This is a genomic window from Furfurilactobacillus rossiae (assembly GCF_013394005.1).
GTDB classification, from domain to species: Bacteria; Bacillota; Bacilli; order Lactobacillales; family Lactobacillaceae; genus Furfurilactobacillus; species Furfurilactobacillus rossiae.
The window spans coordinates 1,386,438-1,401,016 of record NZ_CP040586.1; the positions used below are offsets into that span (position 1 = coordinate 1,386,438).

At 41.7% G+C, this 14,579-nt stretch carries 15 protein-coding genes; 10 read left to right on the plus strand and 5 right to left on the minus strand.

Annotated elements, in window-relative coordinates:
• Window position 1 precedes the first annotated feature (1 nt).
• Window positions 2–1,675 carry a glycoside hydrolase family 30 protein gene (locus tag LROSL1_RS06620; RefSeq protein ID WP_178914114.1) on the minus strand — a complete coding sequence of 558 codons (1,674 nt, stop codon included), beginning with the start codon at window positions 1,673–1,675 and terminating at the stop codon, window positions 2–4.
• A gap of 130 nt (window positions 1,676–1,805) precedes the next feature.
• On the opposite strand from LROSL1_RS06620, the gene LROSL1_RS06625 reads away from it, so the two are divergent.
• The 3 genes from LROSL1_RS06625 to LROSL1_RS06635 all read left to right on the plus strand — a co-directional run bounded on the left by LROSL1_RS06625 (window position 1,806) and on the right by LROSL1_RS06635 (window position 3,639).
• On the plus strand, window positions 1,806–2,654 hold the full coding sequence (locus LROSL1_RS06625) for an aldo/keto reductase (RefSeq protein WP_178914115.1): 849 nt from the start codon (window positions 1,806–1,808) through the stop codon (window positions 2,652–2,654).
• A gap of 50 nt (window positions 2,655–2,704) precedes the next feature.
• The gene (locus LROSL1_RS06630) at window positions 2,705–3,043 is read left to right on the plus strand and encodes a DsrE family protein (protein ID WP_178914116.1); all 339 of its coding nucleotides are present in this window, start codon (window positions 2,705–2,707) and stop codon (window positions 3,041–3,043) included.
• 146 nt (window positions 3,044–3,189) lie between these two features.
• On the plus strand, window positions 3,190–3,639 hold the full coding sequence (locus tag LROSL1_RS06635) for a universal stress protein (RefSeq protein WP_178914117.1): 450 nt from the start codon (window positions 3,190–3,192) through the stop codon (window positions 3,637–3,639).
• Window positions 3,640–3,725: 86 nt separating this feature from the next.
• On the opposite strand, the gene LROSL1_RS06640 is transcribed toward LROSL1_RS06635, so the two are convergent.
• The 3 genes from LROSL1_RS06640 to LROSL1_RS06650 all read right to left on the minus strand — a co-directional run bounded on the left by LROSL1_RS06640 (window position 3,726) and on the right by LROSL1_RS06650 (window position 8,184).
• On the minus strand, window positions 3,726–5,201 hold the full coding sequence (locus tag LROSL1_RS06640) for a gamma-glutamylcysteine synthetase (RefSeq protein ID WP_178914118.1): 1,476 nt from the start codon (window positions 5,199–5,201) through the stop codon (window positions 3,726–3,728).
• 213 nt (window positions 5,202–5,414) lie between these two features.
• Entirely contained in the window at window positions 5,415–6,341 is a 927-nt protein-coding gene (locus LROSL1_RS06645; RefSeq protein ID WP_178914119.1) for a zinc-binding dehydrogenase, read from the minus strand.
• Window positions 6,342–6,516: 175 nt separating this feature from the next.
• The gene (locus tag LROSL1_RS06650) at window positions 6,517–8,184 is read right to left on the minus strand and encodes an ATP-binding cassette domain-containing protein (RefSeq protein ID WP_178914120.1); all 1,668 of its coding nucleotides are present in this window, start codon (window positions 8,182–8,184) and stop codon (window positions 6,517–6,519) included.
• A gap of 112 nt (window positions 8,185–8,296) precedes the next feature.
• Here LROSL1_RS06650 and LROSL1_RS06655 point away from each other — a divergent pair, with 112 nt between their 5' ends.
• From LROSL1_RS06655 to LROSL1_RS06680, 6 genes are all read left to right on the plus strand, one after another.
• On the plus strand, window positions 8,297–9,229 hold the full coding sequence (locus tag LROSL1_RS06655) for a helix-turn-helix domain-containing protein (protein WP_178914121.1): 933 nt from the start codon (window positions 8,297–8,299) through the stop codon (window positions 9,227–9,229).
• A 156-nt stretch (window positions 9,230–9,385) separates the two neighbouring features.
• Complete coding sequence (locus LROSL1_RS06660; protein ID WP_178914122.1) at window positions 9,386–9,589, plus strand: helix-turn-helix transcriptional regulator; 204 nt, start codon at window positions 9,386–9,388, stop codon at window positions 9,587–9,589.
• Window positions 9,582–10,079 (plus strand): hypothetical protein, encoded by a 498-nt coding sequence (locus tag LROSL1_RS06665; RefSeq protein WP_178914123.1) that lies wholly within the window; start codon window positions 9,582–9,584, stop codon window positions 10,077–10,079. The genes LROSL1_RS06660 and LROSL1_RS06665 overlap by 8 nt, the downstream gene beginning before the upstream one ends.
• A 44-nt stretch (window positions 10,080–10,123) precedes the next feature.
• Window positions 10,124–10,609: a hypothetical protein gene (locus LROSL1_RS06670; RefSeq protein ID WP_178914124.1), complete on the plus strand. Its 486-nt coding sequence runs from the start codon at window positions 10,124–10,126 to the stop codon at window positions 10,607–10,609.
• Between the two features lie 71 nt (window positions 10,610–10,680).
• The gene (locus tag LROSL1_RS06675; protein ID WP_178914125.1) at window positions 10,681–11,184 is read left to right on the plus strand and encodes a hypothetical protein; all 504 of its coding nucleotides are present in this window, start codon (window positions 10,681–10,683) and stop codon (window positions 11,182–11,184) included.
• Between the two features lie 301 nt (window positions 11,185–11,485).
• On the plus strand, window positions 11,486–11,851 hold the full coding sequence (locus LROSL1_RS06680) for a VOC family protein (RefSeq protein WP_178914126.1): 366 nt from the start codon (window positions 11,486–11,488) through the stop codon (window positions 11,849–11,851).
• A 93-nt stretch (window positions 11,852–11,944) separates the two neighbouring features.
• Here LROSL1_RS06680 and LROSL1_RS06685 read toward each other — a convergent pair whose 3' ends face one another.
• Window positions 11,945–13,150, minus strand: coding sequence for a helix-turn-helix domain-containing protein (locus LROSL1_RS06685; RefSeq protein ID WP_178914127.1), 1,206 nt, complete (start codon window positions 13,148–13,150; stop codon window positions 11,945–11,947).
• Between the two features lie 229 nt (window positions 13,151–13,379).
• Between LROSL1_RS06685 and LROSL1_RS06690 the strand changes: the two genes are divergently transcribed.
• Window positions 13,380–14,558 (plus strand): MFS transporter, encoded by a 1,179-nt coding sequence (locus LROSL1_RS06690; protein ID WP_178914128.1) that lies wholly within the window; start codon window positions 13,380–13,382, stop codon window positions 14,556–14,558.
• Window positions 14,559–14,579 lie beyond the last annotated feature (21 nt).

Consider the following 14,579-nt stretch of genomic DNA (forward strand, 5'->3'; position numbering starts at 1 on the left):
GCTAGTCTTGTAAGCCTAAGAAACGATAAATTGGCGTTAACCAGTGATTATCGAACCGCGACAAGCGCTTCAGTGATGTTGGCGTATGTGTTATCGGTGGTGTTTTCAAATTTTTTGCCGTTTGTTTAGGTAACCGCAGACTGTTGAAAGAATGCGGCGTTAATCGTACTTTGTAAGCACGATGCCCGATAACAGCCTGGACTGTTCGTACTTGGGAGGACCGATTTTCAAGCAGAAGTCGCGTTGAGCCATCGTGTTGCAAAATGGCTGTGTGGTCCAATTGGCGATTTGTCGTTGAAGCAACACTCACGGCGCCAGGTTGGACATCACGACTGACTCTTTTGAGAACGTAATAGGCGGGATTGATCACCAATTGTTCTTTCGACGTGCCAGCGTGTAAGACATTGATCGGGGCGCCGCAAGGATTAACGGCTGCGTGGGTCGGACCACCTTGACCATTGAGGACCAAGTTCCAATCGAGATACCCTTGAACATGGTGTTCAAAATCGTTGATGATGTCATATCCGTAACGAGCTGCTGGCGTCCACTGATTTAGCCAAACGCCTTTTTCTTGTGCGGCTTCCGTGGCAATAATCTGTTGTAGTGGCTGCTGACGATGAAACCGGTCGAGGTTGTTAAAATTATCATCCCAAGCTGGTTGACCACTAAGGTTGCCCAAGCTCATCTGAGCATTTAAACTGGCGGCGTACCAGTGCACACCCACGCTATCGACGTATTGGTGCACACCTCGATGCGCGTAAAACTTCTGGGTCCATTGATTAAAGCCCATCATGATTGGCTGAGTAGCATCACTTTTAACGTAGTCCCAAACCATAATTTTTGTTTGTGGATGCCGTGCTTTTAATTTAGGACCTAAGTAGTGGGTAATAAAGGTCGCTGCTGCATCCGGTGTCCACGTCATTGCTTCCCATGGCGAGCTAGCTTGTAATTCATTTTGCAGAGACAACGTCTTAATCGCAACACCGCGGCGTTGCTGTGCGTCAACGTACTCAACCAAGTAGTCGGCATAAGCAGGCATAGCAGAACGCTTTAACGCGTTGTTGACGAGAAAGTTCTGACCATCACGTCGGTGACTAACTTTCGTCCATTTTGGTGGCGCCCATGGTGCTGCCATGATTTGAATGTTGGGTGTTTGCCTGAGAATCTGCTGTAAGACCGGTGAGACGTGAACATCGTCAGCTTTTAAACTGAATGTGGCTGGCGGGGCTTGTTTAGCATACGTGTAACCAAACGTCGAAAAGTCGGCTGAGCCAATCGTCAAACGTAAATTCGTGTAACGGGCTCCTTGAGCGCCAAAGTAGGCTTTTAGAATTTGACGGCGCGTTTGCGGACGGCTCTTTTGAATGACACTGGCAGCACTGTCCGTTAAGGCGCCACCAACGCCAGTAAATGTTTGGCGACGACGATTAGGGAAAACTTGTACAAAGCCAGTACTATTGGAAACGTGATCAATATGTTTGCCCGTCACAAGATGCCGTTGATCATGCTGACCAGCTTGATTGGTAGTCGTCATCGTCGTTTGGCATCGTGGATCAGCCTTCGACGACGACATGGCAAACACAGGTAAAGTGATGCCGACTACGTTTGTAACACCCACCGTTAGCATGGCAATAACGACTAATTTAATTGACCGACCAAATTTCCGCTTTGCCACTTAGACCGCTCCTTTACCACAATTTCTTTAAGTATAGCATGGTGTTTATTGAAGAGAAGCGTTTTAACTGGTGAGATAGTTTTAAAACAGGTATGGTAAAAGTGGTTGAAATAATGGGAGGGTGTTACAGATGAAAACAGTCACAATCAATCAGCAATTACTGCCCGCAATCGGGTTAGGAACATGGCATATTGGTGACTCTGAGGCGACCAGGTCGCGCGAAATTGCGGCACTATCTGCTGGACTTGATGCCGGTGCTACAGTGATTGATACCGCGGAAATGTATGGCAATGGCCGCTCTGAACGGCTAGTTGGTGAGGTGTTAAACCAACGTCAACGCAATGACTTGTATCTTGTTTCCAAAGTTCTGCCGGAAAACGCGAGTGTAAGACAATTACCCCGTAGTTTGGACCGTTCTTTGGAAGCCTTGAATACTGATTACCTTGATTTATACCTGTTACATTGGCGGGGCAATATTCCACTTGCAGAGACGGTTCGTGCAATGGAAGCTGCTAAGAAGGCGGGCAAAATTCGTGCGTGGGGCGTATCAAACTTTGACGTGGATGATATGCAAGAATTGCTAAGCGTGCCTGATGGTGACAAGGTCGCTGTTAACGAGGTGCTTATCAACTTGCAAAGCCGTGGCACCTTGTTTGACTTGTTGCCATGGCAAGAGAAACATCATATTCCAACACTTGCATATTCACCCATTGCACAGGGCGATACACTGGGTGGCAACTTGGCAAACAATGAAACACTGAAAAGCATTGCTGCGGCCCACCATGTGTCGGTGTTTGCTATTATGTTGGCATGGGTCATTCAATTGCCTGATGTGTTGGCAATTCCAGAGTCTGGGACAGTTGACCATGCCAAAGAAAATGTTGCTGTGGCGGACCTGGTGCTTAGCGATGAAGAACTGACACGGATAAATACCGCATTTCCAAAGCCAACACATAAAATTCCGCTAGCTGTGATTTAACAAGCCAATTTTATTTTATAAAAAACTGAAAAATTAAAGGAGCTGTTGAAATGCGCCATAAGGTTGTCTTTCATGTGGATCAGCCTGATCACTGGACTCACACGATGCAAAATGTCGCTAACTTAACCACATACGTCGAATCTGAACCTAAGGAGCAGCTACAAGTAGTTGTATTGGTCAATGGCGCTGCCATCACCAAATATTTGGATCAAGACGGTCGGGATGTCGTCCGTCGCTTTACAGACGTCGAATTTCACGCCTGCCATAACTCAATGAGTACGCACAATATTACCGCTGATCAATTACCAGAGGGTGTGCTTGTGGTTCCCGTGGGCGTTTTGGATCTCATTAAATTACAGGAGTCTGGGTACGCATACATCAAACCATAGGCTCGGAATATTGTGTAAAATCGCTGATTTAGTGATTATAAATGTTCACTGAACATTCAAAGGCAGATTAAGTGAGGATGAAATCAAATTATGGTATATATAAGTCAGATTTCATAAACCTAATCCCTTTGAAGGAGGCGATTAAGATGGCATTTCCACCAAAAGACATTATGGTACCCCTCGATGGTTCCAAAAATGCTGAGCGGGCGTTGACAACAGCCATTGCTTTGGCGAAAGAAAACAAGGCCCGTTTACACCTCGTTCGAGTCATTGATCCAAACATCTATGCGGCTTACGGTGGTGGCGCTAATGCGACCGTATTTAACGAGGATGTTCGGCTCGCAACTGAAAATTATTTAGAAGATGTTGCCAAGCGAGTTAAGGAAAGTGGTTTTACAAACTTTTCAACAAAGCTACTGCAAGGCAATATTAAATCTACACTTGCTCGTAGCTACCCAGAAGAACACAAAATTGATTTAATCATGATTGGGGCTACGGGGATGAACGCCATCAGTCAGGCGGTCATGGGATCAGTTACTGCCTATGTTGTTCGGCATGCGACCGTTAACGTGTTTGTAGTTAAAGATGACGCCTGAATAATATCGATTAAAACGCTTCTGCCAAAAATTAATGACAGAAGCGTTTTAAAATTCTTACAAATGATAACGCATTACTAACAAAACTAGTGTGATGAAAAAATGGCGAGAAGATATGCCTCGTTAGCTGTTATTTTCGAACTAAATGCCTTGACCATTTTGTATCGTTTACTGTCACCAAGTACCACTATCTTTTCTGTAATTAATGGCCAGTCCACGTGCAACCCAATTTTTATAGCAGCGGCTATCATGGCCTGAACATTCAAAGAAAATGGAACGTCAGTTATAATCTCTTGGGTATCTCCAGAACTGACTGCGAAATGATAATTCGATATAGAAAGCATCTCCGGTGTCAGGCTGCCTTGAGACAGCACACCTAAAAGTCTTCCAGCAATAGTAGCTTCGGGATTGTCCAGTTGCGACTGATAAAGTGCAATTGCTTGTTCGAGGGACTTCGGCATGCCAACTTTTTTTAGCGTAGATACCATGCGATGAAATAACTCTTTAGCGTCAATTAAATTTGGTAATACTCTCGACGGTGTTTGCAACGCAACTATATTATTGAGTAATGATGCGTCTTTTAACTCATTTCGAATTCTATTTGGATCAATTGGCTGAAGCAGACAAAAAGTTAAAAAAGCTCGGACAAATTTAACCTCGTTTTCATCAATGCCCAACGGAACAAATGGATTAGTATCAAAAACCCTAAATTCCAAATATTTGATTCCCTCAGTTTTGTAATCGGGGATGTGTGCCTGACCCTTGATTCTAACTGGTCCATAGAATTCCATTTGAGCATACAATTCACCATTATTAATAGCTTCTTGTAAATCTTTAATGTGTTGATCAAAGGACGTATAGGAGATGTGCGTCTGTCCACCGTTATTGAAGCCAATATTGCTATTGCGAATGCTGCGAACTGGTTCTTGAAGCTCTCTTGGACTGTTTTTGAAATAACCGTTTTCGACTACTGGAGAGGCTCCAAAAAAATACGTCAATAACCATCGATATTTCAGAAAATTTTGCACTACACGCCAGTATAAAACGTTAGCGGTTTTTGCCTTGGAAACTGAATGACTTTTTGAAATTGTATCAATTAATTTGTCTGTGATACTAAAATTTAGATGAACACCAGTGGTTAGACCGTGTGCAATTCCATATTTTCCATCGAGGTAGTCGCGGTAGTGCTGGTATTTTGGTCGATCAAAGTGTTCACGTACAAATAATCGATCTTCATGTGTAAGAGCAGGGGGCATAGATAAGAGCCATAATCGATCAGAATCGTCCATTTCTCTGACAAAAACATCGTGAAGAGCCTGCAACTGCATTATCAATTGGTGATCGTTCGACAAGGGATCGGTTATCCATTCTGTTTGAGTCTCGCCAAAATCAGTTTGCAGATTGGGGTGGGAACTGCGGCTTCCCAATGTAACAGGATAAGGTTGACGGCTGAGTTTCCCAGAAGTATTAACGCGTTGAGTTTCAACCTCAACACCCATCAATGATTGCCAAAGCTCATGTTCTAAATGATTTTGCTTAATTTCACGAATTAAATCTGTCATTGTGTTCACCCACTTTTTTTGTCTATTTAGGCCTCATTTTTGCAGCATAACAGTCCAATTTTTTTATCCGTTATGTGAGCTAGTTCTGATATCAAACACAAACAACTTGATTCTCAACATGCAGAATCAAGTTGTTTGTGCTTCTTAATGTTTTACTATTGGCTACAAATAACAGGGAATTTTAAAACCGATTCATTTAGTTATTGCTGAATTTTAGACAATAACAACAACTTTTCCCATTTTTGTGGTCTTTGCAACATCATCTTGCGCGTCACTAACATGTTTCAAGGAAAAGGTATCAATAACTGGCAAACTTAAATTGCCTTTTTGAATTAACTTACTCATTGCATCGACATCATCTCTATTAACGATTGTGGATTGAAATTTTGTCAGATAACCGTTGATGGCGAATGGGCTGAAGTTTTCCAAGGTCCACTGTCCACCCAGACCGCCAGTTAGCACTGAGTAACCATCGGACTCAACATGCGTCATAGAATCAAGCAACGTCTTTGCGCCAACTAATTCTAAGAGCCCATCGAATTTTTCGTTCGTTTTAAGAGTGCCATTGTCAAGCAAGACGGTATCAGCGCCCAATTTTTTTAAATCTGCAATCTTATTCGGATCTCGGGTTGTCGAGGTTACAGTTACACCTTTTGCCTTGGCAAGCAACAGCGCCGCTAGGCCAACGCTGCTTGAGCCACCGCGAATCAAAAGCCTTTTTCCAACACTCAAATGTAAAAACTTTAGTGACCCATAAGCTGTATAAAAACTTTCGGGTAGTGTTGCTAATTCTCTCCAATCCATGTTGACATTTAATGGATATAAGACATTATTTGGGACAACAGCATATTCTTCGTAGCCCCCGTCGAACGTGGAACCGAAACCGCCCATAATGGTCATTACCTTTTGACCGACAGTAAAATTACTGGCCTCTGAAGTAGCATAAACTGTGCCTACAGCCTCGATTCCTCGAACGCGCGGTACAGTTGGATTTGTTAATTCATTAATGAGTTCGCCATGATTGATGCCGAATGCCCTAATTTGCATTACACTGCTATCAGTTGTGGCAGTGGGCATGTCACGATTTTCAGGCACAAACTGTAAAACACCATTAACACGATCTAGAACCATTGCAAGCATGATATCTCCCCATTTCTCTAATACCAACTCAATATTGTCTTTGAAACTGTAATGTTTACACAGAAACATTTATCAGCGCTTTCAATGAACACGTTCATCATAAGGACTGTGTAAAAGAATCGCAATTTTTCGTACTCGGCATTTTTATTTCAAACTCAATGCTAAAATCTTTTTATTAAACACGTTGTTTTTCTTTTATACCTTGTGAAAAGCTGTTTACTGACTGTTCTAGGTTTGCAAAATCAATGACACGACTAAATAATGGCAGAACTTGATCGTGAACCGTGTGACTGATCATAATGAGCGTCAAAGCGGGCATGTTTAATAATAACTTCTCAATATAAATAGCAGTGGCTGGATCGATTGCTGAAGTGCCTTCGTCTAATAGAAGCACTTGTGGTTGACGTAATAAGGCTCTTGCTAATGCCAACCGTTGTCGTTGACCGCCAGATAAGCAATTGCCGTCAGTGCCCACTTGTAAATCAAGAAAAAGAGCCCCATCTTTTTCTGAAGTCACCAATTTCATTAGTAACAGTTGATGGATCAGCTGTTGATCCGTGAATGTTTGATTTAACAGCAAATTTTCTCGAACCGTGCCCTGAATAAGCAATGGTCGTTGGTCTAGGTAAAGGACTTTAGTTAGGACGTAGTTTGCAGACCTAGCCGATATTTGATGTCCTGATAACTTAATCGTTCCTTCAGTTGGCGGTAAGTAACCGGCAATTAGTTTCAAAAAGGTTGATTTGCCAGTGCCACTTGCGCCAGTTAGCAAGATTTTTTGACCTTGATAGAACGTTTGAGAGACATGATTAAATAGCAACGTCGAGTTTGATGGATAATGATATGACACCTTATTTAATTGAAAAACGACTGGTACGTTTTTCTGCGCCTTACTTGATTGGGCAAACGGTGCCGTCATGAAGGCCTGCTCATCAACATGTTTTTGAAAAATCGGCCGTGTGCCACGAATCAAACCAAGCGTATTGCTCAGGTTGCCCAAACTATTAAAAACATTGCCTGCCAAACTGCCGACCGCGTTGATGGTGCCAAGGCCGACAAGATGTTGAACGGCCAATAAACCTGCTAAACCAATTAAAACAACTTGTGAAAGAATATTACCTAAAAAGCCGATTATACTAATCTGCGTTTGGACGACCGCCCGGTTAACGTTTGCGTTTTTCAGTGCTATTGAGGCAGAACGAACTTTGACAATTAGCAAGGGCAAGGAGTGAAAAGCATACAGCAGGTCAAAGGCGTGAAGCGCATCATGTGTGGCGTTAACAAATTGCTCATTTTGACGAGTTAAACTGTTACTCGTGACATTTAGTCGGCGATCCAAAAGGCGCGGCATAAAAATGATTAGTGCAGTCAGCACAGCAGCTGCTAAAGCCAGCAACCAATGGAAATAGGCTAGGGTAGCTAAGGCTAAAAGTGCACCAGCAATGTCTTCAATGACAATAAATAAACTTTCAAAGCCCTGCTGATTAATCAGTTGCAGATCATTGTTCAGCCAAGATTCGTAAGCCGCCGAGTCACGCCGATTATAGGCGCTGTATGTTTCGGAGGTTAGTGTGGTGACAATGTCCGTTCTAATGACAATATCGAGGTTTTGAATAAGGTGCTGTTCAAATACTTCTGAAATATATTGAATAAGCGCGACAACACTCCAGATGACTAACAGTATTCCTACCTGTTGAACGAACAGAATTACTTGCCGTTTAATCAATGCATTTAGAATGTTTGCATTGATGACTGACGCGTAAACCGTCAACGATTGCGACAAAGTTAACAAACCAATTGCAAAGATGAATTGTCGTTTAAACTGCAAAATGTACTTTTTCATTTTGAATTCCTCCATGTCTGTCACTCAGTTTAGTAGACGGACATATGGGCAATTTTTAGAAAATGTGGCGTATACTGCACATGTAAAGACTTATAAAAAGAGGTAACGGAATATGCAAAACGAAGACCAATCAATCTTGCCAGCCGGCATTGTGATTAAACAGTTGAGACAAGCTAGGAGGCTGACCCAAAAAGAAGTCTATCAGGGCATCGTTTCACGTTCTTTTTATAGTCGTTTAGAACACGGTCAGTACGATGTGGATGCAACTCATTTATGGCAGTTACTAGATCGGATTAGTGTTGGCGCAGCCGAATTTGATTACCTCAGGCGTAATCATCAAATCACGTCCGAGGCCAGCTTGCTTAATACAATAAGCGATTTATATGCACAGCATCGTTTTGATGAACTAAAACAATTGTATATAGCAAAACAAAGTTCACGGTTGGGATCTGATCGATTATTGGCCAGTGAAATCTATACATTAGTGCGCGCATACGGAACGAACATGTTCAACATGGCGGTTGAACCCAGTTTAATTGCCGTTGAACACTTGGAAAAATTAACACGGTGGTCCTTATTTGAACTGCAACTGGCTGGTCCAGCGATTTGGACCATCAGTTCATTAAAGCGGAAACGTGCATTAGTCGAACGAGGAGAGACTTGCTACCATTTTTATGCAGACATGAATGGTTCATACGCCGCTAATTTAAGAGAGACACTGTGGCTTAATTACTTACAGGACTTGCTGACACGACCAACGTATGTAAAGGGTGCTAGATTTAGCGATGCCAAGGAAGTTTGGCAGGAAATTGATGCATTATCCGATTTGTCAACAGACTTTAATTGCCGGCTGAAGCGTTTAACGAGCCGTGTCATTGGTGCACTCTACTTTGCCGATGATCAACAAGACGCTATCAACCAAGCGCATCAGCTGTTAACGACATTTCGCATGCTTAATGACAAAAACAAGCATCAAATCTCCATTGAGGAAGAAATTATTACGTTTCAACTCAAACGTGCACAAGAATATCATCGATATCACTGATCAGAATTAAAGGGCGTCCTTAGTCAATTTTGAGTGTGATTATGTTTTTTATTGAACTGAAATGTAAAGAACGTTTGACATAAAATGTAAAAGATGTTTTACTTTAGATGTCAAAGACGTTTGACATTAGAATAATTAGCGAAGGGGCTGACGGTCGTGCAGAATGTGATCAATTCAACACGTAAACAGCAAAAACTATCTCAGGCCGAATTAGCGACTAAAACAGGGGTAACAAGGCAAACCATCAATGCAATTGAAAACGATAAATATGATCCATCTTTGGACCTAGCATTTAAGTTAGCCGATGTACTTGGGCTAAGAGTGGATCAACTATTTTTATGGGGTGCCAGACATGACTGATACAAAGAAAAACATGCTACGCTTCGCACTTGCGGATACTGTCATGGGATGTATGTTTATATATTTTAGTTGGCACAATCATCTGTTTAAACCAAGCGGGGGCATCATTGCAATACTTGCTTTGTTCATTTTTATCCTCGCTCGAAATTTTCTTTTGCCAGATGGACGGCCGGTATATCGAATAAGGAGTTTGCTTAAAATACAGAAAAGCAATCACTCGGTGAGTAATTTACCCAACGATGAACGTGAATGGCAGTTATTACTTGAGGCAGACTATTTGAGTACTCGAGTTTTAATAGTCTTAATGATTTTTCCTTTGGTTGCTACAATCCTGATACCTGAGTACGCTAAAAGTTCTAATGCCGGTCAGCTGACCTCACTAAACATTGATAAAGTCGGATTTATTGTGGTCTGTCTAATTGCGTCAGCATTCTTGATCAAGGAATGGACCATGCTGGCACTATATAGCTGGTTTTCACAGAATAAATAAAAGCATTACATATTTGATTCGAAAAAAGAAGGAGACAATCAGCAATGTCCAAAACTAAACGTAACATGCTCATTAACACTTCCGTTTGGACCATTATCTTACTGGAGTTAATTGTGCTGACATACACCAAGAGTTCCATCAATTTTATTGGTTGGTTACTTGTTTTATTTAATTTAACTATTTTATCCATGACACAAGCGAACTTTGCGCCAAATCATCATGTGAAATTCTTTGATCTAAAGGGAACTGGGCAACCACTGAATATGCCACCAGCAGATGAACGTGAATGGCATGTAATGCAGAAAGCCGATTATGTCAGTACTAACGTGACACTCATACTTCTTAGTGTTCCATTGGTCACAGCCTTCATGCTCCCAAAGATTGCTCAAGATGCAGCCGACAGTGTGATTCCAAATTTATTTTCACTTGACGCGCTCAGCTTTATCATTGTTTGTTTGATTGTTCTGATCTTATTGGTTAAGAAATGGACATATCTGTTTATGTACGTTTTATTAGAACAAAGAAATTAAAAATTTTAAAATGCTATCAATATATTAACTGACTTGGCAATTAAATAAGTGCAAAGAAAAGAGGGATTTTTGTGGTTAATGTGAAAAGAAATATGGTCGTTACAGCAATCTGGGAAACAATTCTCTTAATTTTATTTGTTCCCATGCTAACGTTATTGAGTCAAGGAGCTCATAATGACACAGCGATATCTTGGATAACAATGTTCCTAACCTGGGGTGTGCTTCTAGTTAGCTTAGTGATGTTCAGAAGAAGTCAGCAAAAGGGATTAAAGCATCGTGTTAAAATTTTTGATGTTAAAGAGAACGGTGAACCAGTAGACATGTTTCATAATGATGAGCGCGAATGGCGATTAATGTTAACTGCGCAATATGTCAGTGCTCGTGTGACAACATTATTTGCGTTGATTGTTATGGTTGCAGTTCCGCTAACGTTAGGTAGCATTATCAACGCAGGTTCGACAATTCATATATCTGTGATACTGATGGCAGCTATGCTGACAAGTATCATCGCGGTTGGTTTGTTAATTAGCGAATGGTCATATGTAATTGTTTATTTTAAGTTAGATAAAGAATAACAAAAAAAAAGTCGACAGGCCTTGTCGTAAACCTCGAGAAAAAGGGGTTAAAAAGACTGTTGACTTTTATTTTTACTTTCTAGTTTACATAATATATATTATACAAAGTAGTAAAAGAAGCTCTTCAAATAACGTAACCATGCTCTTGAACCTCAATGTCTTGTCTTTTAGACGCATCGTTCGACAGTAACTGTTCATGTCTCGTATACTTCATTTAGATTCACGAACACTTTGCCGTCAATATGTCTAAATTTTTGACGCAACCGTCACGTCATCTAATCAATTTTTCGGAGGTTTAATTATGATCGTTAAAAATCGCATCATGCTTTATGTAACTAATGTTGCTGTCTGTGCTAATTTCTGGCACAAGTATTTCCACGCTGAAATTGCTGAAACAAATGAAATGCCTGACAACAGTCAAAATATTGTCTTACGATTCACTCCAGCCCTTGAAATCTCGTTATTTACAACTTCGTGCATCAAACGGTATTCGCCTGAAGTATCACTTACAACGCCATCATTAATGCTATTCAGTGATGAATTTGAGCAACTTCACAATAGATTACCCAACACCGGTCATATCATCGTTAATAATGGCGTGCGAACATTTAATTTTGCCGATCCAGAAGGACATTTCTTTGTGGTTGCTGATCAGTTGAATCAGTAATGACGCTTGGATTACGGCAACGTGTTTTAACACAGCTAATTGTATAATACAACTAGCTAAAGTTTCTCTACTCGATTTAATTTAAGTCACAGTTTAGTGTTGCTGACGATATTGTCTAGGTGTTTGACCACACAATCGTTTAAACCATTTCGTGAAGTAACTGGCATCTTCAAAGTTCATCATTGCCGCTATATCAGTAATGCTGGTCGAAGTGGTTGTCAGTTGCTCTTGAGCAAACGTTAGCCTGAACTGATTTTGATAATTCATAAATGTTCGACCTGTTTCATTGTGAAAACGGTTTGCTAAATACTTGGCGGATTTGTGCTGTTGCGCAGCTAAAGTGGTCAGTCGAATGCCCGTATCCCGATGAGCATATATTTCAGCTGTGATTGCATTAATGTCTTTCGAATAATGGTGCTGCTTTGCTGAACGAACCTCTTTAGCAAAACGAATCATTTGGGTCATTAAAATCCCAACAACATCCTTCGTTTTCGTCTGGGCCTCAATCATCTGAATCGTTTTATCGCTAATGGCGTACGCGCTATCTGCATATAAGCCACCCTGAATGGCTGACCTAGTTGCTAACGTGGTAGCCGCAATGGCTAAGTCTTTTTCATTGCGTAGCTGATTACCTGGAACAACTAAGCCGGGGTTGCCACTGTTGGAGAATCGTTGGAAAGCAACGATGACCTGATCATCCTGCCCTGCCCTAATCGTGTTATAGAGGGCAGTTTCAGCCTGATAGGAGGCACGGTCCGATTGTAAGGAAGATGCATCTTTAACTATAGTGTCGACCTTGGGTTGTGGCAAACGAAGTCCGCTAGTCAGCTGATGAATTAACGTATTGACCGTTTTTTGATCAAACAATGCAGTCAGAAGTAGTTCCACGCTAGCGATTAATTGCGCTTGGCTGATAACCGTTGGCAATAGACGATTATAAGTGTGAGAAAAATAATCAAATTGTTCGGCTAATGAGGGTGACTGGTGCATTTCTTCTCCAGTCACCCTTTTTAGTTTGTGCCCGACGTTTGTTGAATTGATAAACGGGCCGATGAGGATACCGTCCTCCTTGCGTCGTTGACACCACAGATATTGCTCGCCATGGTCGCCAGCAAAATAGATTAGTTGGGTTCGATTATCAATGATGCGATTAAGCGTTTCAAATTGATAATCTCGCAGTTCGTGCCAACGCTCGTTACCTGCACTGAGCCAGCGACCTTTACCGGTAATTTTACTGACGGCAAGGTCCGATAAGGCGTAAAAATTCGCTAACACTTGGGCTGTTTGTTTTTGATTCATGTTTATTTCCTTCTAAGTCGCGTTGTTTGTTTGCTATTCTTAAATACTAACCAAACCAATTTAAAAAATAATGTTCCAATAGTGCTTTTTTCAAAGATATTTTACCAGTTTTTACCACAATAGTTGATAAAATGAGTTCAAATGTAAGCGTTACCATTTTAGACCATTTGTGTACCTGCTTACAGAAGTGTTTAGCGTTGTTGTCATTATACTAAAGGAGTTGGTCATCATGGTTCATTCACCAAAAAGCTGGCTGTTTAAGGTTGCAATCCTGTCAATTTCGCTTGTGTTAGTGGCTGCAAATGCAGTTGCTGGCGTTATTCCATTGATGGAAGCCAGTCTGCCCCACGTTAGCCACGCTGCTGTTGAGGGTCTCATCACTGCACCAAGTATTACCGTATTAATATTCGTCATTTTTAGCTCGACAATTAGCGATCATATCGGAATGAAAAATACTGTGCTTTTGGGCTTACTAATTACCGGAGTCGCCGGAATTGTGCCAATGTTTACCAATAGCTACTGGGTCATTTTAGCGGCCAGACTAGGATTTGGTGCAGGCTTAGGACTGTTCAATTCTATTGCCTATAGTATTTTTAGCATCTATTATGAGGGCGATGAGCGTGCAACCCTACTTGGATTTCAAGGTGCAGTAACGGCGGTTGGCAGTATCTTGTTTTTCCTAGTCGTTGCTCAGCTAACGCCAATGGGTTGGCATGCTACCTTTATCGTTTACGGAATTTCGTTCCTGATTTTGGCCCTGTTTGCGTTAGTGGTACCAAGTGATCGGCATCAACAAGGCGATGAGGACCAACCAAAACAATCTATTAACCGAGCCGTTATTGGATACTCATTGTTATGGTTTCTAATCATGATGTTGTTCACGTTGGTTACACTTAAAGCATCAACCTTAATTATTGCTGGCGGATACGGAACAGCTGCCCAAGGTAGCCTCATTTTAGCCATTGTCGGCGGCGGTCAAATGCTTGGCGGTTTGGTGTATGGATCAGTGTACAAACGGATTGCAACGTCTGTCCTGCCTGGTAGCGCATTGCTGACTGGAATTTTAATTGTCGGTTTGGCGCTATCCAGAACGCTGTGGTTAACGTTTGTCATTGCTGCCCTTTTAGGCATTACTTCTGCTTTTGTCGGCCCCTATCTATTTGGCCGGGTGGCCGATGTTGCACCGGCTAATTCGGCTACACTAGCATCCTCTATGATGCTGATCGGCATTAACATTGCGTCATTCATTGCACCTTATTTCTGGGGTCTGGTTGCCAATCTGTTTCATAACACGACACCCAGCTTTAACCTCACTATTTCTGGCATCGCGTTTCTCATTATCGGCGTCATCGTTGTAGTTGGTCGGTTAGTTCATCATCCGAAGAAACCGCAATCAGACGTTCAGTAATAAACTTTGTCTAATTAAACA

Excerpts from the sequence above, each read along its gene's own strand:
- LROSL1_RS06685 (WP_178914127.1), bottom strand. The coding sequence starts at position 13,150 with ATGAATCAAAAACAAACAGCCCAAGTGTTAGCGAATTTTTACGCCTTA.
- LROSL1_RS06650 (WP_178914120.1), bottom strand. The coding sequence starts at position 8,184 with ATGAAAAAGTACATTTTGCAGTTTAAACGACAATTCATCTTTGCAATT.
- LROSL1_RS06670 (WP_178914124.1), top strand. The coding sequence starts at position 10,124 with ATGTCCAAAACTAAACGTAACATGCTCATTAACACTTCCGTTTGGACC.
- LROSL1_RS06645 (WP_178914119.1), bottom strand. The coding sequence starts at position 6,341 with ATGCTTGCAATGGTTCTAGATCGTGTTAATGGTGTTTTACAGTTTGTG.
- LROSL1_RS06680 (WP_178914126.1), top strand. The coding sequence starts at position 11,486 with ATGATCGTTAAAAATCGCATCATGCTTTATGTAACTAATGTTGCTGTC.
- LROSL1_RS06690 (WP_178914128.1), top strand. The coding sequence starts at position 13,380 with ATGGTTCATTCACCAAAAAGCTGGCTGTTTAAGGTTGCAATCCTGTCA.
- LROSL1_RS06655 (WP_178914121.1), top strand. The coding sequence starts at position 8,297 with ATGCAAAACGAAGACCAATCAATCTTGCCAGCCGGCATTGTGATTAAA.
- LROSL1_RS06625 (WP_178914115.1), top strand. The coding sequence starts at position 1,806 with ATGAAAACAGTCACAATCAATCAGCAATTACTGCCCGCAATCGGGTTA.
- LROSL1_RS06640 (WP_178914118.1), bottom strand. The coding sequence starts at position 5,201 with ATGACAGATTTAATTCGTGAAATTAAGCAAAATCATTTAGAACATGAG.
- LROSL1_RS06635 (WP_178914117.1), top strand. The coding sequence starts at position 3,190 with ATGGCATTTCCACCAAAAGACATTATGGTACCCCTCGATGGTTCCAAA.
- LROSL1_RS06630 (WP_178914116.1), top strand. The coding sequence starts at position 2,705 with ATGCGCCATAAGGTTGTCTTTCATGTGGATCAGCCTGATCACTGGACT.
- LROSL1_RS06665 (WP_178914123.1), top strand. The coding sequence starts at position 9,582 with ATGACTGATACAAAGAAAAACATGCTACGCTTCGCACTTGCGGATACT.